The sequence below is a fragment of the Actinomycetospora rhizophila genome (assembly GCF_042657905.1).
Taxonomy (GTDB): Bacteria; Actinomycetota; Actinomycetes; order Mycobacteriales; family Pseudonocardiaceae; genus Actinomycetospora; species Actinomycetospora rhizophila.
On sequence record NZ_JBHSKG010000013.1, the window covers coordinates 96,497 to 116,795 of the forward strand.

Genomic DNA, 20,299 nt, shown 5'->3' on the forward strand with positions numbered 1-20,299 from the left:
CTCGGCGGGCCTCGAGGCAAGGACGGACGACGATGACGTCACCGCAGGCCCCTGCACGCAAGCGCACCCGCGTCCACCACCTCCAGGAGATGAAGGCCCGCGGTGAGCGCTGGCCGATGCTCACGGCGTACGACGTGAACACGGCGCGGATCTTCGACGAGGCGGGGGTGCCGGTCCTCCTCGTCGGCGACTCGGCCGGCAACACCGTGCTCGGCTACGACACGACGGTGCCGGTGACCACCGAGGAGCTGCTGATCCTCACCCGCGCCGTGGTCCGCGGCGCCCCGCACGCGCTGGTCGTCGCCGACCTCCCGTTCGGCAGCTACCAGGTCTCGGTCGAGCAGGCCGTCGGCACCGCGATCGAGTTCATGAAGGCCGGCGGCGCGCACGCGGTGAAGCTGGAGGGCGGGGCGCACTACGCTGACCGCATCAGGGCCATCGTCGACGCCGGCATCCCGGTGATGGCGCACCTCGGCTTCACCCCGCAGAGCGAGCACGCCCTCGGCGGCTACCGGGTCCAGGGCCGCGGCGACGACGCGGCCGAGAAGCTCATCGCCAACGCCCGAGCGGTCACCGAGGCGGGCGCGTTCGCGGTCGTGCTCGAGATGGTCCCCGCGCACGTCGCCAAGCGCGTGACCGCCGACATCGCCGTCCCGACCGTCGGGATCGGCGCCGGCCCGGAGACCGACGCGCAGGTCCTGGTGTGGACCGACATGGTCGGGCTGTCGGACCCGTCGCGCCGGACCCCGAAGTTCGTCAAGCGCTACGCGGCGATGGGCGAGGTCCTCGCCGACGCCGCGAGCACCTACGCCCGCGAGGTCCGCGAGGGCTCCTTCCCCGGCCCGGAGCACAGCTTCGACTGATGGCCTCCGGCCACGTGAGTGATCTGGGTTGCCGGAGCGACCCAGAACACTCACGTGGCGGCAGCCACCAGCCGGGCCACCGCGGCCGGGTCCTCGAGGGTCATGGCGTGCCCGACGCCGGGCAGGGCGACCAGCTCGGCGCCGGGGATCCACGCGGCGAGCTGCCGGGTGGTCTCCTCGTGCGCCTTCGTCGCGCCGGAGTCGCCGTACACGAGCGTCGTCGGCGCCGTGACCCGCGCCGCGGTCTCCTCGTCGATCGGCCACTCCATCGCGGCGACGACCTCGTCGGCGAGGAAGAAGCGGGAGTCGCGCATCAGCCGCTCGACCGCGTCGTCGCCGAGGCGCTCGCGGACGAGGTCGGCCCACCCCGGCCCGCAGACCCCGGTCATGAACATGGCGGTGGCACCGCGGACGTCGCCGGCCTGCGCCGCGCCGATCGCGGGGCCGACCGCGGTGCGCACGAGCTCCTCCGACGACGGGCCGGCGGGGCTGGGCGCCGGCTCGAGCAGGATCAGGCGCTCGACCGCGTCCGGGGTGTCGATCGCGGCCTGGAGCGCCATGCTCGCGCTCGACGAGTGCCCGACCCACGTCGCCCGTTCGATGCCGAGCGCGCGCAGGAGCAGGCGGGCGTAGCGGGCGTCGTCGGCGAAGGTCACGTGGCCCTCGGGGGTCGAGCTCCCGCCGTAGCCGGGGCGGTGCATCTCGACGAGGCGCACCCCGTCGAGGGCGGGTTCCTCGAACACCGGGGAGAACCACTCCCCGAACCCGCCGGCGTGCATCAGCAGCACCGGGGCGCCGGTGCCCCGCTCGCGATAGTGCAGGCGGACGCCCTCGACGTCGACGGTGCCCGTGGTGATCTCGTGTGTCTCGGTCATGGCGTCGAGCCTGCTGGCCCCGACGCGGCGGCGACTCCGTGCGCCACACGGATCCAGCGCGCTCAGCTCGGGACCCGGCTCCGCAGCGCGCCCCGGCTCGGCGCCCCCGTCTTGGCCAGCAGGTTCCCGACGTGGGTCTCGACCGTGCGCCGCGAGAGGTGCAGCCGGGCGGCGATCTCCGGGTTCGCCAGCCCCTCGCCGACCAGGCGCAGCACCTCCATCTCCCGCCCGGTGACCCCGACCGCGCGCAGCTCCGGCGGGACCCCGGTGTGGTCGCGCTGCGGGCGCGGGACGGGCGCGCCCAGCTGCCGCAGCCGCTCCCGGCACCACTCCGCGAGCCGGACCTCGCCGGTGCCGGCCGCCCACGCCAGCGCCTCGTGCAGGACCGGGAGAGGGTCCCCGAGCACGGTGTCCCCGAGCACGGTGCCCTCGAGCAGGTAGCCGCGCAGCAGGTGCCGGAAGAACGGCCGGTGGCGCAGGAGCTCGTCGCCGGCCGCGAGCTCCGGGGCCGGATCGTCGCCGCGCGCGGCGGCGGCCACCGCGTCGCACCAGTGCAGGGCGCCGCGGTTGAGGGACTGGACCAGCACGTCGGAGCGGCGCAGCTCCTCGCGCGGGCCGTCGTCCTCCGGGGCCAGCGCGGTGCGCAGCAGGGCGCGCTCGCCCCACGACGGGGTCGGGTTCGAGCCCTCGGCCCGGCGCAGGACGTCGATCGCGGTGTCGTACGCGGGCAGGGCCGCGGCGACGTCCCCGGCGAGCCAGCGGTCGTGGGCCCGGGCGAGGGCGCGGGCACTCTCGACGTGCACGGGGTTCGCCGAGAGCGCCGCCGCCTCGTCGAGCAGCGCGTCGACCTCCTCGATCCGGCCGGCGAACACCCGGCCGCGCGCCACGAACGCCAGCGCGTGCCCCTGCAGCCCGCGCAGCCCGAGGCGCCCGGCGCGCTGGGCGACCCGCTCCGCGTCCACCCCCGAGGCGACCGGGCCCTGCCGGCCGTTCGCGACCGCGATCAGCTGCACCTCGAGCATCGCCGCCGTCGCGAGCATGCCGGCCTCGCGCGCGAGCTCGGCGCCGCGGCGCAGGGGCTCGCCGTCGCCGGTGCCGAAGATGTCGGCCACGCCGAGCTCGGCGAGCGCGCGGATGCGCCAGTCGGTGAGCCCGTGCCGCTCGGCGAGGTCGGCCGCGCGCCGGAACGCGGCCGCCGACCGCTCCGGGTCCGTGCGCCGGTGCACCCGTCCGACGACCTCGAGCGCCTCGCAGGCCGCCTCCGGGTGCCCCCCGGCCTCGACGGTGGTGTCGACCGCGGTGTCGACGGCCGCCCCGGCGAGCCGCAGCGCCTCGCCGACGTCGCCCGACCCCAGTGCCACGTGCGCGGACAGGGCGAGCACGCCCGGGTCGTCGGGGTCGCCGGCCCGGTCGAGGAACGCGCGGGCCTCGTCGAGCCGGTCGGCGGCCACGCACCCGCGGGCGAGGGCCACGGCCAGTGCGGTGCGCGACGCGCCGGCCGCGGCCCCGAGCAGCGGCGCGCCCACGGCCAGCGCGGCGTCGGGGCGGGCGAGGAGGGAGAGCACCTCGACCCGTTCCACCGCGACCGGCACGCGGTGGGTCGCCCCCGCCAGCGCCGTGGCCTGCTCCAGGACACCGAGGGCGGCGGCGGGCGCGCCGGCGGCGCGGTGCTCGCGGGCGTGCCGGAGCAGGAGGGCGGCCGCGCGGTCGGGGTCGCCGCCGCGCGCGTGCAGCTCGGCCACGCGCGCCAGGGCCGGCCCGGCGAGGTCCGTCCGGTCGAGCGACCCCGCGGCGCGGGCGGCGAGCACCGCACGCTCGGGGCCGGTGAGGCCGGCGAGCACCGCGTCCTGGGTCAGCGCGTGGCGCCAGCGCAGGACCCCGTCCGGCCCGGCGACGAGCAGGCGGGCCTCCACGGCGCGCCGCAGTGCCCCCGCGGCCGCGGCGGCGTCGGTCCCGGCGGCGGTGGGCAGCAGGTCCCACGGGAGGTCCCGCCCGAGCAGGGCGGCCACCCGCACGACGTCCCGGTCGGCGGGGTCCAGGGCGACGACGCGCTCGGCGACGGTCTCCGCGAACGCCTCGGGCACCTCGGTCGGCAGCGGGCCCGACGCCGCCCAGCGCCCGTCGCGCCGGATGATCGCCCCGGACTCGGCGAGGCGGGCGGCGAGCTCCTCGACCAGCAGCGGCAGACCCTCGGCCGCGCCCACGACGTGCTCGCGGACCTCGACCGACAGCGCGCCGCCGACCACCGCCTCCGCCAGGCGCGCGGCGTCGTCGCCGGCGAGGCGGCCCAGGTCCACCGTCCCGACCCCGGCGGCCCGGCGCAGCGGCGCGAGGCCCGCGGGCGGGTGCTCGTCGGAACGCATCGAGCCGAGCACCCGGACGCGGGCGCCCTCGAGGCGGCCGGCCAGGTACTCGAGGACGGCGAGGGTGTCGCGGTCCGCCCAGTGCAGGTCGTCGAGCACGACGACCGCACGGCCGTCGCCCGCGATCACCCCGAGCAGCTCGCCGACCGCCTCGCCCAGCACGAGCACCGGGTCGACCAGGTGGACCGCGTCGACGCCGCCCGCGGTCCAGGCCGGCAGGATGCGGGCGAGCACCGGGCGGAAGGCGGCGACGCGCTCGTCGCGTGCGAGCGCCGGGTCCGCGGCCGGGGCGAGCGCCTCGGCGAGCGGACGGAACGCACCCCCGCCCGGCACCGCGTGGCCCCGCAGCACGCGGGCGCCGGCGCGCGCGGCCCGGTCGGCGACCTCGTCGAGCAGCCGCGTCTTCCCGCTGCCCGCCTCGCCGGCGAGCAGGGTGACCCCGCCGCCGCCCGACAGCGCCGCCGCGACGAGCGCGCCGAGCTCGTCGTCGCGCCCGACGAGTGGTGCGCTCCCCGGACCTGCCTGCACCGGGTCAGCGTGGGTAACCGGGCCCATGGCCGACAAGAGCACCGATGAGATCCGCTCCGAGTTCGACGACGTCGTCAACATGGGCTCGAAGGAGCTGAAGGACTGGCTGGGCACCGACGAGTCGCAGTCGGTGGGGCAGTCGTCGGGTGACGGCGACGAGTCGACGGGCCACTACATGGGTCGCCGGATCGTCGAGATCCTGGAGAAGAACAAGGGCGACCTCGATGACGACGACCTCGCGGCGATGAAGAAGGTCCACGGCTACGTCGCGCGGCACCTGAAGCAGAAGCCGTCGACGGAGGAGCTCAAGACGTCGAAGTGGCGCTACTCGCTGATGAACTGGGGCCACGACCCGCTGAAGTGATGGCCTCCGGCCACGTGAGTGATCCGGGTCGCCAGGGCAACCCGGATCACTCACGTGGCGTCAGCCATCCAGATCGGTGATCTTGATGCCGGCGTGCACCTTGTACCGGCGGTTGATCGCGATGAGGTTCGCGGTCAGGCACTCCACCTGGTAGGCGTTGCGCAGCCGCCCGCCGTAGACCCCGCGCACGCCGGGGATCGCGTCGGCGAGGGCCCGCACCACGTCGGTGGCCTCGCGGTCGTCGCCGAGCACGAGCACGTCGCAGTCGACCCGCGGCTGCTCGAGGTCGGCGAGCAGGACCGCGGACACGTTGTGGAACGCCGCGGTCACCCGGGTCTCGGGCAGCAGCTGCTCGGCCTGCTGGGCGACGCTGCCCTCCTCGACGGGCAGCGGGTACGGGCCCTTCTTGTCGAAGCCGATCGGGTTGACGCAATCGATCAGGATCTTGCCCTTGAGCGGCTCGACGAGGCCCTGGAGGGTCTCGGCGTGCGACTCCCACGGGATCGCGGCGAGCACGATGTCGGCCTCGGCGGCGCAGGTCGCGTTGTCGGCGCCGCGCACGTGGTCGACGCCGGCGGCGTCGCAGTACTCCTGCGCCGAGTTCTCGGCGCGCTCGGCCGCGCGCGACCCGACGATCACCTTGATCCCGGCGGCGGCCCAGCGCAGCGCCAGCCCCTTGCCCTGGTTGCCGGTGCCACCCAGGACGCCGACCGTCCACGCGGTCGGATCGATCGGCTGGTCCGACGAGGACGGTGCACTCACGGGGACGCTCCCTGCCACGGACGGTCAGATCGGACGGGTTCCTACCACGATCAGCGCCCCAGCAGCTCGGCGAGCTCGGCGTGCAGCGCGCCCACGGCGGTGTCGGCGGCGGGCACCGCGGCAGTGAACCCGTAGAAGCCGTGCACCAGCGTCGGGTGCTCGCGCCGGCGCGCGTCCACACCCGCCGCGAGCAGCGCGTCGGCGAACGCATGACCGGCGTCACGCAGCGGGTCCCAGCCCGCCGTCGCCACGATCGTCGCCGCGAACCCCGCCAGCGACGGCGCCCGCAGCGGCGAGAGCCGGACGTCGCCGCGAGGGTCGTGGCCCGCGAGGTAGAGCCTCGAGCACGTCTTCACGTCGGACGCCGTGAGCCAGTGGCCCTCGGCGTTCTCGGCCACCGACGGGTAGCGGCCCTCGAAGTCCGGCGGCGGGTAGACGAGCAGGCAGGCGGCCGGCGCCCGGCCCTCCTCGCGCAGCGTCAGGGCAGTGACCGCGGCGAGGTTGGCGCCGGCGCTGTCGCCGACGAGGGCGTAACGGGTGCCGTCCCCGGTCAGCGCCCGCACGGCGGCGAGCGTGTCCTCCAGCGGCGCCGGGAACGGGTGCTCGGGCGCGGGCCGGTAGTCGACGGCGGCGACGACCGCCCCGAGGTCGTCGGCCAGCCGCGCGGCCACCGCGTCGTAGGCGTCGCCGGTGCCCAGCACCCAGCCGCCGCCGTGGACGAAGACGACCAGGACGTCGGTGACGCGTTCCGCCGGCCGGTGCACCCGGACGGTGACCCCACCGGCCTCGCGCACCTCCGGATCACGCGGTGCGCGCCCCGCTCCCTCGATCATCTGCGCGGCGAACCGGGCGCGCGCCTCGGGCACGCCGTCGGTCGTCCCCGGTGCCGTGCCGGCGAACATCGCCGGCTCGTCCGCCCACCGGTCGAGCAGCGCGCGCACGCCCGCATCGAGGGGTGCGCGGAGTGTGTCCTCGTCGGCACGGTCGGGTACGCCGGTCATTCGCCTCACCCTAGGATGCCGAGCAGTTCACCTGCTCGGGGCACTGCCGCCATCCGGGTGACGCGAGGATGATGGTCGGCGACGACGGGGACCCGCCGTTGCCGAATCGATACCGAACGGCGGGAACCACCCGGGGCGCACGGGCGTCATCCCGGTGTCGATCCCCGCGACGCCCCGGAGCTCTCCGGCCCCACCCGGCCGCGAGCCCCGGCGCGGCTCCCCGACGCGCCCCGCTGGACCCCCTCACGACCCCGTTAGGACCGACGCTCGCGATGGCTCTCCCCTGGCCGAACACCGCCCCGACCCTCCCCCGCCCCGTCCCCGCCGCCCCGCGCCCGACGCCGGCCGGCGTCGCCGGTCGCGTCGGCACCGCCGCGCGCCGGCACCCGAGCCTGGTGCGCCTCGGCGAGATCGCGACCAACCCGCTGACCGCGCTCGTCGTGATGCTCGTCGGCCTGGCGCTGCTGTTCGTCCTGCCGCTGGTGGGGCTGCCGTTCGTCGCCGTCGTGGTCCTGCCCGCGGTCGTCTACCACCTGCGCCCGGAGCGCCGCACCGCGCTGCGTCGCCCCCTGGGCTGACCGGCACACCGGGTCCCGCACACCGACGGCCCCGCTCCCTCCCGGGGGCGGGGCCGTCGGCGTTCGCGGGGAGCGGTCGGCGGGCTCAGCCGTCGCCGGCGGGGGTCGTGGTCCCGCTCGTCCCCGAGGACGGAGGCGTCTCGCTCGGGGTCTCGGACGGCGCCTCGGACGGCGTCTCGCTCGGCGTCTCGCTCGGCGTCTCCGACGGCGCCGGGGTGGTCGTCTCCGGCGACGAGGTCGGGCTCGAGGGCGCCGGGGTGCTCGACCCGGGCGAGGTCGTCGGGCGACCGGTGCCGGACGAGGTCCCCGGGGACGACGGGCGGGCGGTCCCGCGGGCCGGGGGCGCCGCCCGCGGTCCGGGCTCCGGGGCCGCTGCGACGACCGCCGGCGCGGGCCCCGCGGACGCCGGCCCGGCCGCCGCGGGCGACGGCGCCGGGAGCGGCTGCTGGTCGGCGCGCAGGGCCAGGTCCGCGACGGTCGGAACGATCGTGGTGGAGGACGGGAGCGCGGTCCCGGCCGCCGCGACCGGCGCGGCGGCCCACGGCAGCGGGCTGTCGAGCTCGTCGACCGCGCCGGGCATCCCGAGCGCGGTCGAGGCCTGGGTGGTCGTCTGGTACACCGCCGTCGTCAGCGAGGCGGCGCCCATGATCCCGACGCCGAAGCCCGCCGCGATCCGGGACAGCCGCGCGCGGCGCTCCCCGCGCGGGAGCGGGGGCGGGTCGCAGGGCGTCTCGCTGTGGGGCTGCGGGGCGCGGGTCGACTCGTCGGTGACCGCCGAGGTGGGCTCCCACAGGCTCACGGCGCGTTCTCTCCTCATCCTCGGCGACCCGGCGGCGCTCTCGGCCGCGGGTGCGCGGCGAGCGCCTCGCCGCCCCGGGCGCAGATCCCGGGGCGGCGCCACCTGGTCCAACGCGCCGCGGTCGTGACGGTGGTTCTGACGATCGGGCGGACCGGGCGGCGCCCGGACGGCGCAGCGCGCTGCACCTCGGATCGGGCTCCGAGCTGCGGGAACGGCGTCGGCACCCCTCCTCCGGGGTCACCGAGCGTGAACCGGTCCCACGACGCGTGAGTGACGGCGGCCGTCACGGATGCCCCGGCGGCCTTAGCATCGGCGCGCGTGACCGCCGAGCAGTCCGACGACCCGTCCCCCGAGCGGGCCCCCCGCGGCGCGCTGCCCGCCCTCGCCGGGCTGGCCGGCGTCCCCGCGAGCACGGCCGCCCGGGCGTGGGACAACGTGCGCGACTGGGCGGCCCACGGCCACCTCGCCGACACCCGGCGCATGCCGCGGCTGCCGATCCACCACGGCGACGGCTACACGGTGTACCGCTACGAACCGACCGCGCCGACCGACCCCGCGCTCGCGCCGCTCCTGCTCGTCCCGCCGCTCGGGGCACCGGACTTCGCCTTCGACCTGCGCCGCGGGGCGAGCCTCGTCGAGGACCTCCTCGCGACCGGGCGCGAGGTCGTCATCGTCACCTACGACGCCACCGGGCCGGCCGCGGGGCGACGGGGCCTCGAGCTGTGGGTCGACGAGATCGTCCCGGCGGCCCTGTACGCCATCGCCGAGAGCCACGGCGACCGCGCGGTCCACCTCGCGGGCTGGAGCCTCGGCGGCCTGTTCACGCTGCTCGCGGCCGCGAGCGGGATCTCGGGGGCGCCGATCCGGTCGGTCACCGCGTTCGCGTCGCCCGTGGACGTCTCCGCGGTCCCGCTCGTGGCGCCGTTCCGGTCGGTCGCCGAGTACACGGGCGGGCGGGTCTTCTCCGCGGCGTACCGCACGCTCGGCTCGTTCCCCGCCACCGCCGTCAAGTGGGCGTTCCAGCTGACCAGCGTCGAGCGCTACCTGACCAAGCCGGTGACCCTCGCGACCCACCTCGACGACCGGGAGCTGCTCGAGCAGATCGAGGCCGTGGACCTGCTCATGGCCAGCATGACCGCCTACCCGGGCCGGGCGTTCGGGCAGATCTACCACCACGTGGTCCGCTCCAACGACCTCGCGCAGGACGAGCTGCGCCTGGCCGGGCGGCCGGTGCGGCTGGCCGACGTCGACGTCCCGGTGCTGCTGATCGCGGGCGCCGACGACGTCATCGCCCCGGTCGCCTCCGTCGAGCGCGCCACCGAGCTGCTCACCGCGAGCCCCGACCTGCGCTTCGTCGTGCGCCCCGGCGGGCACCTCGGTGTGCTCGCCGGGCGCCGCGCCCGCGAGAACTCGTGGCGCGACCTCCAGGAGTTCCTCGCCGACCACGACGCGTGAACCACACGCGTGTCGTTCCGCGGCCCCTGGTGGAGATCCGGACCCTGGGCTCCCGTACGGTCGGCGCCGCTCCCCTGCTCCCCGAGGAAGGACACCGATGGCCGAGACGCTCAAGGCCCGCCTTCTCGACTCCGACCGTCGCAGCGCCGTCATCGACGACCTGCAGGGCCTCGTCGACTCCGAGGTCGCGAACAAGAGCGGCCTCTCCGGCGGCGTCGTCAAGACCGGCTACGCCGGCCTCAAGAAGATCAAGCCCGGCATCGTCCGCGAGGCGCTCGACAAGATGCTCGACGAGTTCGTCGAGCAGCTCGAGCCCTTCTGGACCACCTACACCACCGAGGCCACCGGCGACTTCGGCACGTTCCTCGGCACCCGCCCGCAGGAGGCCTCCGAGGCCCTGCTGACGGTGACCGACCGCCGGGCCGAGCGCAGCAGCCGCGGCGCGATCACCTCGATCTACAGCAAGCTGCGCCCGAAGGCGCAGGAGAACGTCATCGAGGCCCTCCCGGGCCTCGGCGCCGTGATCGAGAAGCACGCGCGCGTCTGAGCCCTCCCCGCTCCCCCACGACGGCCCCGGCGCCGCGGACTGTACGAACAGACCGTGGCTCCGGGGCCGTCGTTCGTGATGGAGTGATCCAATGCACATCCTCACGGTCCTGTACCACCACCCCGACGACCCCGCGGCGTTCGACAAGTACTACCGCGAGACGCATGCCCCCCTGGCGGACGCGATCCCCGACGTGAAGTCCTTCACCTATCGCCACACCGTCTCGCTGGACGAGAACCCGCCGCCCTACCACCTCATCGCCGAACTCGCCTTCGACTCCCTCGAGACCCTCCAGGGCGCGCTGGGCTCGGAGGCCGGCCAGGCGGCGGTGGCCGACGTCCCGAACTTCGCCGGCGCCGGCGTGACGATGTTCATCGCCCACGACTGATCTCCCGCCCCGGCCCTTGACCTCGAGCGAGGTCGAGGGCCGAGGCTCGGTCGACACCGACGATCACGTCGTCGACCGAGCCCAGGAGGTCCCCATGTCCACCCCCGCACCGTCCCGCTTCCAGGACGCCTACCTCACCGGCGAGCCTCCGTGGATCATCGGCGAGCCCCAGCCCGCCGTGGTCGCCGCCGAGGCCGAGGGCCTGCTCCGCGGCCGGGTGCTCGATCTCGGCTGCGGCACCGGCGAGCACACCGTCCTGCTCGCCGAGCGCAGCTACGACGTCGTCGGCGCGGACTCCGCCCCGGCCGCCCTCGAGCGCGCCCGCGCCGTCGCCGCCGCGCACGGCGTCGACCCGGAGTTCGTCGTCGCCGACGCGATGGACCCCGCGCAGCTGCGCGGGTTCGACACCGTCCTCGACAGCGCGCTGTTCCACATCTTCGACGGCGACGACCAGGCCCGGTACGCCGACGCCCTGCGCGACGTCGTGGTCGACGGCGGCCGCGTCGTCCTGCTCGGCCTGGCGCCCGGCCCCGCGTTCGGTCCCGAGGTCACCGACGACGAGATCCGCGCGGCGTTCTCGCGCCCCGGCTGGACGCTCGAGGAGCTCCGCGAGAGCACCTACCGCGGGCGCGTGCCCGACGAGGCGCAGGCCGACACGCTGCGCGTGCCCGTCGGCGGGCACGTCGACCTGCCGGCGTGGCTGGCGGTGGCCCGCCGCGTGTGACGGGTCAGGCGGCGAGGTGCTCCGGCGGCACCGTGTCGGCCAGCTCCCGGAGCATCGCGATGTTGAGCTCGAAGGCGTGGCACGCCTCGTCGGCGATCCGGGCGCGCTCGACGTCGTCCCAGGCGGCGGCGTCGAGCAGTGCGCGGTAGTGGGTCCGGAAGGGCGGCACGGGGCCGAGCGCGGCGAAGTCGTAGAACCGCGCCCCGTCGCCGGTGACCCCGTAGTGGCGCTCGAGCAGCACCCGGACCGCCTGCCCGCCGGCGATGTCGCCGAGGTAGCGGGTGTAGTGGTGGGCCACCCAGCCGCCGGGCCACGCCTCGACGGTCTCGCGGATGCGGGCGGCGTAGGCGGCCGTGCTGGCCAGCGGGTGCAGCTCGTCCGCCCAGTCGGGGCCGCGCAGGAACGCCAGGTCGGCGGCGATCGCGTCGCGCCGGCGCAGCGCGTCCACCGCGAACCCGCCGACCACCGGGTGGTCCGCGAGGCGGTCGGCGCCGTCCTCGAGCGCGGCGTAGATGTGCCAGTACTGCACGACGAGCGTGCCGTAGTCCGCGAGCGCGAGGCGCCCGCCGAAGAGGGCGTCCATGTAGCGCGAGTGGTGCGCGCGGTCGTGGGCGGCGGCCGTCGCCCGACGCAGGGACTGGGAGAAGGGCTGCTGCTCGCTCACGCTCACGGTCCGCCTCCGGGGGTGGCCGGGTGTCGCCGGTCGAGGTCGACAGTAGGGTCCGCGGCGCGGTAAGGCTACCCTCACTTCGGCGCGTCCCCGTGTCAGCGGCGTGGCGTCGCAGACGTTGAGTGTCCGTGTCCTACTGAGCACGCCGATAGGGCCACGCGCTCGACCTGCGAGGGTGGCCGGCGTGCGGGTCGCGGTCACGGGGGCGGGCGGGTTCGTCGGGCGGGCCGTGGTGGCCGCGCTCGCGGCGGCGGACCACACGGTCGCGCCCGTGACGCGGGCGAGGGCGGACCTCGCGCGCCCGGCCGAGGTCGCCGCGGCGCTCGCGGACGTCGACGCCGTGTGCCACCTCGCGGCCGTCGTGCGGGTGCGCGACTCTCGCACCGACCCCCTCGGCACCTGGCGCACCAACGTCGGCGGGACGCTCGCGGTGCTCGACGCCCTGCGGCCCGGCGCGCGGGTCGTGCTGGCCTCGACGGCCGCGCTCGCGGGCGACCGGCCCCCCGCGCATCCGTACGGCGCCTCGAAGCTGGCGGCCGAGGTCGCCCTCCGCGACGTCGCGGGGACCGGGGCGGTGGGCGCGGTGTCGCTGCGCTTCGCCAACGTCGCCGGACCGGGCGACGACGACCGCAGCCGCCTGCTCCCGGCGGTCCTCGCCGCGGCGGCGGGGGGCGAGGAGTTCGTGGTGAACGGCGACGGGTCGGCGGTGCGGGACCTGGTGCACGTCGCGGACGCCGCCGACGCCGTGGTCGCCGCCCTCGCCGTGGCGGCGCCGGGGTCGTACCGGGCGGTGCCGATCGGGAGCGGGCGCCCGGTCAGCGTGCTCGACGTGCTCGACGCCGTCGCCCGGGCGACCGGTCGACCGGTGCCGGTGCGCCACCGCGAGGCGGCCCCCGAGGCCCCGGCGGTGACCGTGGACCCGGTGCAGGCGCGCGACGAGCTGGGCTGGACGGCCCGCCGCTCCACCCTCGACCGGATCGTGCGCGACGCCCTGTCCTGACGGGATCGACGAGCCGTGTCGGGGGTCACCCCTACCGTGCGGTGCATGGCTCTCTGGACCGACTTCGCCGCGGCCGCGCCCCGCATCGCCGAGGTCTTCACCCGCCGTCACGCCGCCACGGGCAACCTCTGCATGCTCGGGACGCTGCGCCCCGACGGCTTCCCGCGCATCAGCCCGATGGAGCCGCGCTTCCTCGAGGGCGACCTGTGGCTGGTCGGCATGCCGCACACCGCGAAGTTCGCCGACCTGCAGGCCGACCCGCGCTTCGCGCTGCACACCGCGACGGTCGACACGCAGGTCTCCGACGGCGACGCGAAGCTGTGGGGCCGGGTCGAGGACGTCCGCGACGAGGCGCTGCACCAGCGGTTCGCCGAGGCGGTCTACGCGGACATCGGGCTCGACCTGCGGGGCCAGCGGTTCGACCAGTTCCTCCGCGCGGACATCGTCGGCGCGGCGTCGGTGGCCGTCGGCGACGAGCACATGGACGTCACCACCTGGCGGGAGGGCGCCCAGGAGAAGGTCGTCCGCAAGCACTGACCGCCGAGCGCGTCAGCTCGGGAAGACGGTCTGGTAGCCCTGCTCCTGGATCCAGGGCAGGAGCTGACGCACGGCCTCGACGGTCTGCTCGCGCGGGCCGCCGCCGTCGTGGAAGAGCACGATCGCGCCGGGGTGCATGCCCTGCTTGACGCTGTTCACGATCGCGGCGGTCCCGGGCTGGGTCCAGTCCAGGGTGTCCACCGACCAGCCCAGGGGCCGCATGCCCGTCTCGGCCGCGACCTGGTCGAGCGCCGGGGTCCACGCCCCCTCCGGGGCACGGAAGTAGTCGATCGTGGCCGGCGGGTCCACGGAGCCGGCGATCGTGGTCCTGCTGGTGCCGAGCTGGCGGCTCATGAGGTCGTGGGGGTTCTGCCCGACGGTCGCGTCGTGGGTCATCGTGTGGTCGCACAGGCGGTGGCCCTCGGCGATGATGCGCTGCATCAGCTCGGGGTGGGCCACCGACTGGTTGCCGATGGTGCAGAACGTGGCCTTGACGTTGTACTCGGCGAGCAGGTCGAGCACCTGCGGCGTGTACTGCGGGGTCGGCCCGTCGTCGAAGGTCAGCGCCACCGCGGGGCGGTCGACGCTCGAGTCGGTGACGGTCAGCAGCGACGGCGTGATCGCCGGCCGCGCCATGCCGGGCATGCCGAGCGCGGGGGCGTCGGCCGCCGACCGCACCGGGCGCCCGGCCGGTCCGGTCGACACGGCGGGCGCCGCCCCGGTGGCCAGCACCTCGCGCGAGCCGACGTCGCTGAGGACCACGAACGTCACGCCGGTCATCAGCGCGAGCGTCGTGAGGAGCCCGGCCCACCGGTAGATGTAGGGCGGGCTGACGATCTGGCGCAGGATGACGCGCTGCCTCGGGGTGAGCATCAAGTCTCAACCGTCCCATCGGTCACAGGAACCACACGCGTCACAGCGTTGGTCACCATAGAGGGTCGGCTCGGTGACTCGCGATAGACCCTCTACCTCTGATCGAGTGAACATGGCGGCGGCTCGCCACCGCGCGGGCACGCAACGGGACCGCCCGGTCCGCCGCCTCGTGGATCACCCCGCCGTTCCGGACCGCCGGGCGCCGGGAAGACCCGGCGGATGAAGAAGCTGATCAATGACCCCGCGGACGTCGTCGACGAGTCCCTCACCGGGGTCGCCCGGGTCACCGAGGGCGCGGCGCTGGTCGACGGCCACCGCGTGCTGGTGCGCACCGACCGCCCGTCGGGCCGGGTCGCCGTGCTCTCGGGCGGCGGCTCCGGGCACGAGCCCGCGTTCGCCGGCTACGTCGGCCCGGGGCACCTCGACGGCGCGGTCTGCGGCGAGGTCTTCGCCTCGCCGGGCGTCGACGCCGTCCTGGCGGCGATCCGCGCGGTGGACGCGCCGACCCTGCTGATCGTCATGAACTACACCGGCGACCGGCTGAACTTCGGCCTCGCCGCGCAGCTCGCCCGGGCCGAGGGCCGCGAGGCCACGATGATCACGGTCGCCGACGACGTCGCCCTCGACGCCGACGACGACGTGACCGCCGGGCGCCGCGGCCTGGCCGGCACGGTGCTCGTCACCAAGGTCGCGGGCGCCGCGGCCGCCGACGGCCGCTCCCTCGAGCAGGTCACCGCGGCCGCTCGGGAGGCCGCCGACGCCGTCGGGACGATGGGGCTCGCGCTCACGCCGGCCACCGTGCCCGGCGGCGAGGCCGGCTTCGCGCTCGGCGAGGACGAGATCGAGGTCGGCCTCGGCATCCACGGCGAGCCCGGCGTCCGGCGGGAGTCCCTGCGCCCCGTCGACGCCCTCGCCGACGAGCTCGTCGAGACGGTGTGCGCCGACCGGGGGATCACCGCGGGCGACCGCGTCGTCGCCCTGGTCAACGGCACCGGCGCCACGCCGCCGATGGAGCTCTCCATCGTGCTGCGCCGGGTCGTCGACGACCTCGGGAAGCGCGGCGTCACCGTGGAGCGGGGCTGGTCGGGGACGTTCCTGTCGTCCATCGACATGGCCGGGGTCTCGGTCGCGCTGCTGCCGGTCGACGACGACCGCCTCGCCCTGGTCGACGCGCCGGCCCGGTCGGCGGGGTGGCCCTCCGGCTCGGGCGTCCTCTCCGGGCCCGCCGCCGAGCCGGTGCCGACGGTGTCCGTGCCGACCGAGACCGATCCCGCCTCGGGCGACGGCACGGGGCGCCTGCGCGCCACCGTCGAGGGCGTGTGCCGGGCGGTGCAGGACGCCGAGGGCCACCTCACCGAGCTCGACGCCGCGACCGGCGACGGCGACCTGGGCACCTCACTGACCCGCGGCGCCACGGCCGTCCTCGAGGGTCTCGACAGCACCGACCTCGACGACACCGCGGCCACCCTGCGGACGGCGGCCGCCGCCGTCCGGCGCGCGATCGGCGGCACGTCCGGCCCGCTCCTGGCCACCGCCTTCCTGCACGCCGCGGAGCACCTCGACGACGGCGGCGCACCGGACGAGGCCCTGCGCGCCGCCGCGGACGGCATCGCCGACCTGGGCGGCGCCCGGCGCGGCGACCGCACCCTGCTCGACGCCCTCTACCCCGCCGCCGACGAGCTCGCGTCGTCCGGCTCGATCGCCGCGGCCGCGAGCGCCGCCGAGGAGGGCGCCGAGGCGACGGCGACGATGACCCCGCGGCGCGGGCGCTCGAGCTACCTCGGCGAGCGCGCCCACGGCCACCGCGACGCCGGCGCCGAGGCGGTCGGCATCGTCCTGCGCGCGCTCGCGGACGCCTGACGCGGGACCCGTCAGGCGAGGGGCAGGACGTTGTTGTTGAGCCGGAAGAAGTTCTCCGGGTCGTACGCCGTCTTGACCCGGCGGAGCCGCTCGAGGTTGCGACCGAAGGCAGCGCCGACACCGGCGTCGAGGGGCTCGTCGGCGAGCCCGGTGAAGTTCAGGAACGGCGCCCCGGTGCCGAAGGCCCGCATCTGCTCCCACGCCGACCGGGTCCACGCCACGGCGGCCTCGTCCTGCGCCGGGTCGGTCCACATGCTGTCGAACGACACGAGGAACGGGGCCGACCGCTCCGGGAACGCCGTCTCCTCGGTGCCGACGTCGTGCACGGCGCCGCCCAGATGGAAGGTGTTGACGAGACTCATCGGTCCCGGTCTCTCGGAGGCACGAGCCGCGATGATGTCGATGGCCTCGTCCGGGAGGACGTCGAGGTACTGCGACTTCCAGTAGGCGCGCAGCGTCTGCCGCGGGAAGAACGCGTCGAACGACGCCTGCATCACGTCGTACGGCATCGGCTGCGACATGTCGAACAGGGGTGTCCCCAGCTCGCGCAGCGGCTGGAGGACGCCCATCCCGGCCTCGGGCTCCCCGCAGTGCACCCCGCCGACGATGGCCACCGGCCGGTCGTGGATGACGTCGGGCATGCCGGGGGCCGCCGGGAACGTCATCGTGACGATGAACGAGGTGACCTCCCGTGGGGCGTCCTCGACGTAGTCCCGCCAGCGCCGCTCCACCTCCGCGAGGTCGGCGAGCGGATAGAACGTCCCGACGAAGCCGACGATCGGGCCGACCGGGTGGAGCCGGAAGGTGAACGACGTGACGATCCCGAAGTTGCCGCCTCCGCCGCGCAACGCCCAGAACAGGTCGGGGTTCTCGTCCGCGGAGGCGGTGAGGAGGCGGCCGTCGGCGGTCACGACCTGGGCCTCGACGACGTTGTCGCAGCTCAAGCCGTACTTGGAGTTCAGGTTGCCGTAACCCCCGCCGAGGGTCAGACCCGCGACCCCCGTCTCGGACACCCGCCCGAGCGGGGTCGCCAGACCGAAGGCCTGCGTCTCGCGGTCGACATCGCCGAGCAGGGCCCCGCCCTGGACGTGGGCGAGCCGCCGCACGGGGTCGACCTGGACACCGCGCATCGCCGAGAGGTCGATGAGCATGCCGTCGCGGATCGTCGAGAGCCCTCCGACCGAGTGCCCGCCACCACGGACACCGACGAGCAGACCGTGCTCGCGCGCGAACCGCACCGCGTCGACGACGTCGGCGGCGCCGCTGCACCGGGTCGCGATCGCCGGGCTGTCCGTGTGCATGGCGTTCCACGCCGCGCGGGGCTCGGTGGTGTCCGGCGCCCCGTCCCGCGCCACCACCGCGCCGCGGAAGTGCGCCTGGAGTTCCTGGAGGACGTCCTCGGCCAACTGTTCCTGTGAGCCGTCCGGCCGAACTGCCGTCACTGTCATCGCTCTGTCCCCGATCCTCGATCCACCCCGCTCCGCCCCGGCGGACGGGGCTCACTCCTGGAACGGGTCACGGTGGGGGCGCGCCGGGCCGCGCGGCTCGCCCGCGCGGGGCGATTGACGGTACGGGTCGATATCCCCACGGGCGGGAGCGATCAGGAGGAGCGCGCGGCGCACACCCCGCGACCAGGACGCCCACAGCCGCCACCCAGCCCGGACGCGTGTCATGGTCCCGATCACCCGTGGACCAGGTGTACGGAGGACCCGTGGACGACCGACCGCTCCCCCGCCCCGGCGAGGACCTCGAGGACCAGGGACTGGGCTTCGACCTCGGCACGCTCGGCCGCCGGCGGGCGTTGCGCGTCCTGGGGCTCGGCGCGGTCGCGCTCGGCGTCGCCGCGTGCGGGGGTCCGCCGGCACCGGCGGCGACGAGCCCCGGCGAGATCCCCGAGGAGACGGCCGGGCCCTTCCCCGGCGACGGGTCCAACGGCGTCAACGTGCTGGCGCAGAGCGGGGTCGTGCGCAGCGACATCCGACCGAGCTTCGGCGGCCCGACCGGCGTCGCCGAGGGGGTCCCGATGACCCTCGAGCTGACCGTCGCCGACCTCGCGCGGGGCGGCGAGCCCTACGCCGGCGCCGCGGTGTACGTCTGGCACTGCGACCGCGCCGGCGGGTACTCGCTCTACTCGCCGGGCGTCGAGGGCGAGAACTACCTGCGCGGGGTCCAGATCGCCGACGCGGCGGGCCGCGTGCGGTTCACCAGCATCGTCCCCGCCTGCTACGCGGGTCGCTGGCCGCACGTGCACCTCGAGGTCTATCCCGACCCCGCGAGCATCACCGACGCGGCGAGGGCCGTCGCGACCTCCCAGGTCGCGCTGCCCGAGGACACCTGCCGGCAGGTCTACGCCCAGCCGGGGTACGAGCGGTCGGTCGCGAACCTCGGGGACGTCACCCTCGCCGGCGACACCGTCTTCGGCGACGACGGCGGCGCGAGCCAGCTCGCGACCGTCACCGGCGACGTCACCACCGGTTACACCGTCGCGCTCCCCGTGCGCGTCGACCCGGCGACCGCGCCCGGGAGCGGCGGACCCCCGCGGTGACCTATTGACTATCGATAGCTTCCGCTCGATGATCGATGCATGAGTCCCCTCGTCATCGCCGCCCTGCGGGTGCTCCTCGTCCTCATCGGGCTCAGCGCGCTCGCCGGGCAGGTCGCGATCGTGGTGCCGCTGGTCGTGGAGCTCGCCGGCGCCGGGGTCCCGGCGTTCCTCGCGGTCTACGCCGTGCTCGGCCTGCTCGCGCTCGGGGCACTGGAGGTGGGGCTGGTCGCCCTGTGGGTGCTGCTGGGGATGGTGCGCCGGGAGGCGATCTTCGACGACGGCGCGTTCCGCTGGGTCCGCGTCGTCACCGCCGCCGGCCTCGCCGCCGCGCTCCTCGTCGCCGCCGTGTGCGTGCACTACGGCGAGATCGACGATGCCCCCGGCCTCATCCTCATCGGCGGCGGCATCGGGATCGGCGGCACCGCCTATGCCCTGCTCATGCTGGTGATGCACGGCCTGCTGCAGAACGCGACCGTGCTGCGCCGCGAGCTCGACGAGGTCGTCTGATGATCGTCGTCGACATCGACGTCATGCTCGCGCGCCGCAAGATGTCGGTCGCCGAGTTCGCCGAGGCGGTGGGCATCACGCCGGCGAACGTCGCCGTGCTCAAGAACGGGCGCGCCAAGGCCGTCCGCTTCACCACCCTCGACGCCGTGTGCCGCGTGCTCGACTGCCAGCCCGGCGACGTCCTGCGCTGGGTGCCCGACGACGAGACGAGCGCGGCGGCGCAGCCCGTCGGTCCCTAACGCCCGACGACGGCCTCGAGCCCGCTCCCCCGGTCGGTGCCGGTGTCGAGGCGCAGCTGCACCACGTCGCCCCGGTACTCGACCCGGGCCACCTCGAAGGGCCGGTCGCCGGTCGCCGTCGTCCGGTACTCGGTGCACAGGACCAGGAACACGGGCGTGCGGTGCGGCACCCCGAAGCGGTCGGCCTCGAACTGGCCGCACTGGCTGGTCTCGATGGACATCTGCGAGCGGCCCAGCACGACGCCGTGGTCGGCGAGCGACAGCCCCTCGGGCAGGTGGCGCCCCACGTGCAGGCGCTCCTCCAACCAGGCCGCGTCCGCCCGGCGGAAGAAGGAGTACGCGATCGCCAGCGCGGTCTCGTCCAACGTCAGCAGCGAGGTGACCCGCAGGACGTCCTCGCCGTCGGCGGCGTCCAACCGCTCGCGGATGCTGCGCTCGACCACGGGAACGCCGACGTCGAGGATGAGGACGCCACCCTCGGCGGCCTCCGGCGACCCGAGCTGGCGCGACAGCCCGCCTGCGCGCGACGAGCGCTTGGGGGGCGCGACGAAGGTGCCGCGCCCGCGGACGCGCCGGATCTGGCGGTCGTCCTCGAGGATGGCCAGGGCCTGGCGCACGACGACGCGGCTGACACCGAAGTGCCGCGCGAGCTCCGGTTCGGACGGCAGGACATCCCCGGGCCGCCAGGTTCCGGACTCGATGTGCTGCTTCAGCAGCTCCTGCAGCTGGTAGTACAGGGGCACGAAGCTCGTCCGGTCAAGCGCGCCCGCGCCGGCAGGGATCTTCCCGCTCCACCTGGCCATCCTCGGCTCCCCGCAGAT

Annotated in this window: 22 protein-coding genes; 13 read left to right on the forward strand and 9 right to left on the reverse strand. The window is 75.6% G+C overall.

The features are described from left to right. The first annotated feature begins 32 nt into the window (after positions 1-32). Positions 33-863 carry a 3-methyl-2-oxobutanoate hydroxymethyltransferase gene (panB, locus tag ACFPK1_RS22280; protein WP_378023138.1) on the forward strand — a complete coding sequence of 277 codons (831 nt, stop codon included), beginning with the start codon at positions 33-35 and terminating at the stop codon, positions 861-863. Positions 864-913: 50 nt separating this feature from the next. Here panB and ACFPK1_RS22285 read toward each other — a convergent pair whose 3' ends face one another. Next, entirely contained in the window at positions 914-1,738 is an 825-nt protein-coding gene (locus ACFPK1_RS22285; RefSeq protein ID WP_378023139.1) for an alpha/beta fold hydrolase, read from the reverse strand. 62 nt (positions 1,739-1,800) lie between these two features. Then, positions 1,801-4,629, reverse strand: coding sequence for an ATP-binding protein (locus ACFPK1_RS22290; protein WP_378023140.1), 2,829 nt, complete (start codon positions 4,627-4,629; stop codon positions 1,801-1,803). Between the two features lie 25 nt (positions 4,630-4,654). Here ACFPK1_RS22290 and ACFPK1_RS22295 point away from each other — a divergent pair, with 25 nt between their 5' ends. Continuing rightward, the gene (locus tag ACFPK1_RS22295) at positions 4,655-4,993 is read left to right on the forward strand and encodes a DUF3140 domain-containing protein (RefSeq protein ID WP_378023141.1); all 339 of its coding nucleotides are present in this window, start codon (positions 4,655-4,657) and stop codon (positions 4,991-4,993) included. A gap of 60 nt (positions 4,994-5,053) precedes the next feature. Here the strand turns inward: ACFPK1_RS22295 and npdG are convergent, their stop codons facing one another. Both npdG and ACFPK1_RS22305 read right to left on the reverse strand, forming a co-directional pair. Then, a complete protein-coding gene (gene npdG / locus ACFPK1_RS22300) occupies positions 5,054-5,755 on the reverse strand; it encodes an NADPH-dependent F420 reductase (protein ID WP_378023142.1) in 702 nt (233 codons plus the stop codon). Between the two features lie 50 nt (positions 5,756-5,805). Then, positions 5,806-6,756 carry an alpha/beta hydrolase gene (locus ACFPK1_RS22305; protein WP_378023143.1) on the reverse strand — a complete coding sequence of 317 codons (951 nt, stop codon included), beginning with the start codon at positions 6,754-6,756 and terminating at the stop codon, positions 5,806-5,808. Positions 6,757-7,028: 272 nt separating this feature from the next. On the opposite strand from ACFPK1_RS22305, the gene ACFPK1_RS22310 reads away from it, so the two are divergent. Beyond that, positions 7,029-7,334: a hypothetical protein gene (locus tag ACFPK1_RS22310; RefSeq protein WP_378023144.1), complete on the forward strand. Its 306-nt coding sequence runs from the start codon at positions 7,029-7,031 to the stop codon at positions 7,332-7,334. Between the two features lie 85 nt (positions 7,335-7,419). On the opposite strand, the gene ACFPK1_RS22315 is transcribed toward ACFPK1_RS22310, so the two are convergent. Continuing rightward, a complete protein-coding gene (locus ACFPK1_RS22315; protein WP_378023145.1) occupies positions 7,420-8,133 on the reverse strand; it encodes a hypothetical protein in 714 nt (237 codons plus the stop codon). A 318-nt stretch (positions 8,134-8,451) separates the two neighbouring features. Here ACFPK1_RS22315 and ACFPK1_RS22320 point away from each other — a divergent pair, with 318 nt between their 5' ends. The 4 genes from ACFPK1_RS22320 to ACFPK1_RS22335 all read left to right on the forward strand — a co-directional run bounded on the left by ACFPK1_RS22320 (position 8,452) and on the right by ACFPK1_RS22335 (position 11,247). Then, entirely contained in the window at positions 8,452-9,588 is a 1,137-nt protein-coding gene (locus ACFPK1_RS22320) for an alpha/beta fold hydrolase (RefSeq protein ID WP_378023146.1), read from the forward strand. Positions 9,589-9,685: 97 nt separating this feature from the next. After that, the gene (locus ACFPK1_RS22325) at positions 9,686-10,135 is read left to right on the forward strand and encodes a DUF6918 family protein (protein ID WP_378023147.1); all 450 of its coding nucleotides are present in this window, start codon (positions 9,686-9,688) and stop codon (positions 10,133-10,135) included. Between the two features lie 91 nt (positions 10,136-10,226). Beyond that, a complete protein-coding gene (locus tag ACFPK1_RS22330; RefSeq protein ID WP_378023148.1) occupies positions 10,227-10,523 on the forward strand; it encodes an EthD family reductase in 297 nt (98 codons plus the stop codon). A gap of 94 nt (positions 10,524-10,617) precedes the next feature. After that, the gene (locus ACFPK1_RS22335; RefSeq protein WP_378023149.1) at positions 10,618-11,247 is read left to right on the forward strand and encodes a class I SAM-dependent methyltransferase; all 630 of its coding nucleotides are present in this window, start codon (positions 10,618-10,620) and stop codon (positions 11,245-11,247) included. A 4-nt stretch (positions 11,248-11,251) separates the two neighbouring features. On the opposite strand, the gene ACFPK1_RS22340 is transcribed toward ACFPK1_RS22335, so the two are convergent. After that, positions 11,252-11,917 (reverse strand): biliverdin-producing heme oxygenase, encoded by a 666-nt coding sequence (locus ACFPK1_RS22340; RefSeq protein ID WP_465252226.1) that lies wholly within the window; start codon positions 11,915-11,917, stop codon positions 11,252-11,254. A gap of 184 nt (positions 11,918-12,101) precedes the next feature. On the opposite strand from ACFPK1_RS22340, the gene ACFPK1_RS22345 reads away from it, so the two are divergent. Beyond that, the gene (locus tag ACFPK1_RS22345) at positions 12,102-12,917 is read left to right on the forward strand and encodes an NAD-dependent epimerase/dehydratase family protein (RefSeq protein WP_378023151.1); all 816 of its coding nucleotides are present in this window, start codon (positions 12,102-12,104) and stop codon (positions 12,915-12,917) included. Positions 12,918-12,962: 45 nt separating this feature from the next. After that, on the forward strand, positions 12,963-13,454 hold the full coding sequence (locus ACFPK1_RS22350; RefSeq protein WP_378023152.1) for a pyridoxamine 5'-phosphate oxidase family protein: 492 nt from the start codon (positions 12,963-12,965) through the stop codon (positions 13,452-13,454). 12 nt (positions 13,455-13,466) lie between these two features. Here the strand turns inward: ACFPK1_RS22350 and ACFPK1_RS22355 are convergent, their stop codons facing one another. Next, positions 13,467-14,327, reverse strand: a complete 861-nt coding sequence (locus ACFPK1_RS22355; RefSeq protein ID WP_378023153.1) for a polysaccharide deacetylase family protein — start codon at positions 14,325-14,327, stop codon at positions 13,467-13,469. A 219-nt stretch (positions 14,328-14,546) separates the two neighbouring features. Between ACFPK1_RS22355 and ACFPK1_RS22360 the strand changes: the two genes are divergently transcribed. Next, positions 14,547-16,187 (forward strand): dihydroxyacetone kinase family protein, encoded by a 1,641-nt coding sequence (locus tag ACFPK1_RS22360; protein ID WP_378023154.1) that lies wholly within the window; start codon positions 14,547-14,549, stop codon positions 16,185-16,187. 11 nt (positions 16,188-16,198) lie between these two features. Here ACFPK1_RS22360 and ACFPK1_RS22365 read toward each other — a convergent pair whose 3' ends face one another. Beyond that, positions 16,199-17,593 (reverse strand): FAD-binding oxidoreductase, encoded by a 1,395-nt coding sequence (locus tag ACFPK1_RS22365; RefSeq protein ID WP_378023155.1) that lies wholly within the window; start codon positions 17,591-17,593, stop codon positions 16,199-16,201. A 305-nt stretch (positions 17,594-17,898) separates the two neighbouring features. Between ACFPK1_RS22365 and ACFPK1_RS22370 the strand changes: the two genes are divergently transcribed. Genes ACFPK1_RS22370 through ACFPK1_RS22380 form a run of 3 tightly spaced genes read left to right on the forward strand, consistent with a single transcriptional unit; the run spans position 17,899 to position 19,478 of the window. Then, a complete protein-coding gene (locus tag ACFPK1_RS22370; RefSeq protein WP_378023156.1) occupies positions 17,899-18,732 on the forward strand; it encodes an intradiol ring-cleavage dioxygenase in 834 nt (277 codons plus the stop codon). Positions 18,733-18,771: 39 nt separating this feature from the next. Beyond that, a complete protein-coding gene (locus ACFPK1_RS22375) occupies positions 18,772-19,239 on the forward strand; it encodes a DUF2975 domain-containing protein (RefSeq protein ID WP_378023157.1) in 468 nt (155 codons plus the stop codon). Beyond that, positions 19,236-19,478 carry a helix-turn-helix domain-containing protein gene (locus ACFPK1_RS22380; RefSeq protein WP_378023248.1) on the forward strand — a complete coding sequence of 81 codons (243 nt, stop codon included), beginning with the start codon at positions 19,236-19,238 and terminating at the stop codon, positions 19,476-19,478. Before ACFPK1_RS22375 ends, ACFPK1_RS22380 begins: the two co-directional genes overlap by 4 nt. Here the strand turns inward: ACFPK1_RS22380 and ACFPK1_RS22385 are convergent. Then, positions 19,475-20,281: a GntR family transcriptional regulator gene (locus tag ACFPK1_RS22385; protein WP_378023158.1), complete on the reverse strand. Its 807-nt coding sequence runs from the start codon at positions 20,279-20,281 to the stop codon at positions 19,475-19,477. The two genes, ACFPK1_RS22380 and ACFPK1_RS22385, sit on opposite strands and share 4 nt — an antisense overlap. Positions 20,282-20,299 lie beyond the last annotated feature (18 nt).

Bases quoted from the DNA above. Each gene is read 5' to 3' on its own strand.
- ACFPK1_RS22360 (WP_378023154.1), top strand. From the start codon at position 14,547: ATGAAGAAGCTGATCAATGACCCCGCGGACGTCGTCGACGAGTCCCTC.
- ACFPK1_RS22375 (WP_378023157.1), top strand. From the start codon at position 18,772: ATGAGTCCCCTCGTCATCGCCGCCCTGCGGGTGCTCCTCGTCCTCATC.
- ACFPK1_RS22350 (WP_378023152.1), top strand. From the start codon at position 12,963: ATGGCTCTCTGGACCGACTTCGCCGCGGCCGCGCCCCGCATCGCCGAG.
- ACFPK1_RS22330 (WP_378023148.1), top strand. From the start codon at position 10,227: ATGCACATCCTCACGGTCCTGTACCACCACCCCGACGACCCCGCGGCG.
- ACFPK1_RS22285 (WP_378023139.1), bottom strand. From the start codon at position 1,738: ATGACCGAGACACACGAGATCACCACGGGCACCGTCGACGTCGAGGGC.
- ACFPK1_RS22310 (WP_378023144.1), top strand. From the start codon at position 7,029: ATGGCTCTCCCCTGGCCGAACACCGCCCCGACCCTCCCCCGCCCCGTC.
- panB (WP_378023138.1), top strand. From the start codon at position 33: ATGACGTCACCGCAGGCCCCTGCACGCAAGCGCACCCGCGTCCACCAC.
- ACFPK1_RS22305 (WP_378023143.1), bottom strand. From the start codon at position 6,756: ATGACCGGCGTACCCGACCGTGCCGACGAGGACACACTCCGCGCACCC.
- ACFPK1_RS22385 (WP_378023158.1), bottom strand. From the start codon at position 20,281: ATGGCCAGGTGGAGCGGGAAGATCCCTGCCGGCGCGGGCGCGCTTGAC.
- ACFPK1_RS22355 (WP_378023153.1), bottom strand. From the start codon at position 14,327: ATGCTCACCCCGAGGCAGCGCGTCATCCTGCGCCAGATCGTCAGCCCG.
- ACFPK1_RS22295 (WP_378023141.1), top strand. From the start codon at position 4,655: ATGGCCGACAAGAGCACCGATGAGATCCGCTCCGAGTTCGACGACGTC.
- ACFPK1_RS22325 (WP_378023147.1), top strand. From the start codon at position 9,686: ATGGCCGAGACGCTCAAGGCCCGCCTTCTCGACTCCGACCGTCGCAGC.
- ACFPK1_RS22335 (WP_378023149.1), top strand. From the start codon at position 10,618: ATGTCCACCCCCGCACCGTCCCGCTTCCAGGACGCCTACCTCACCGGC.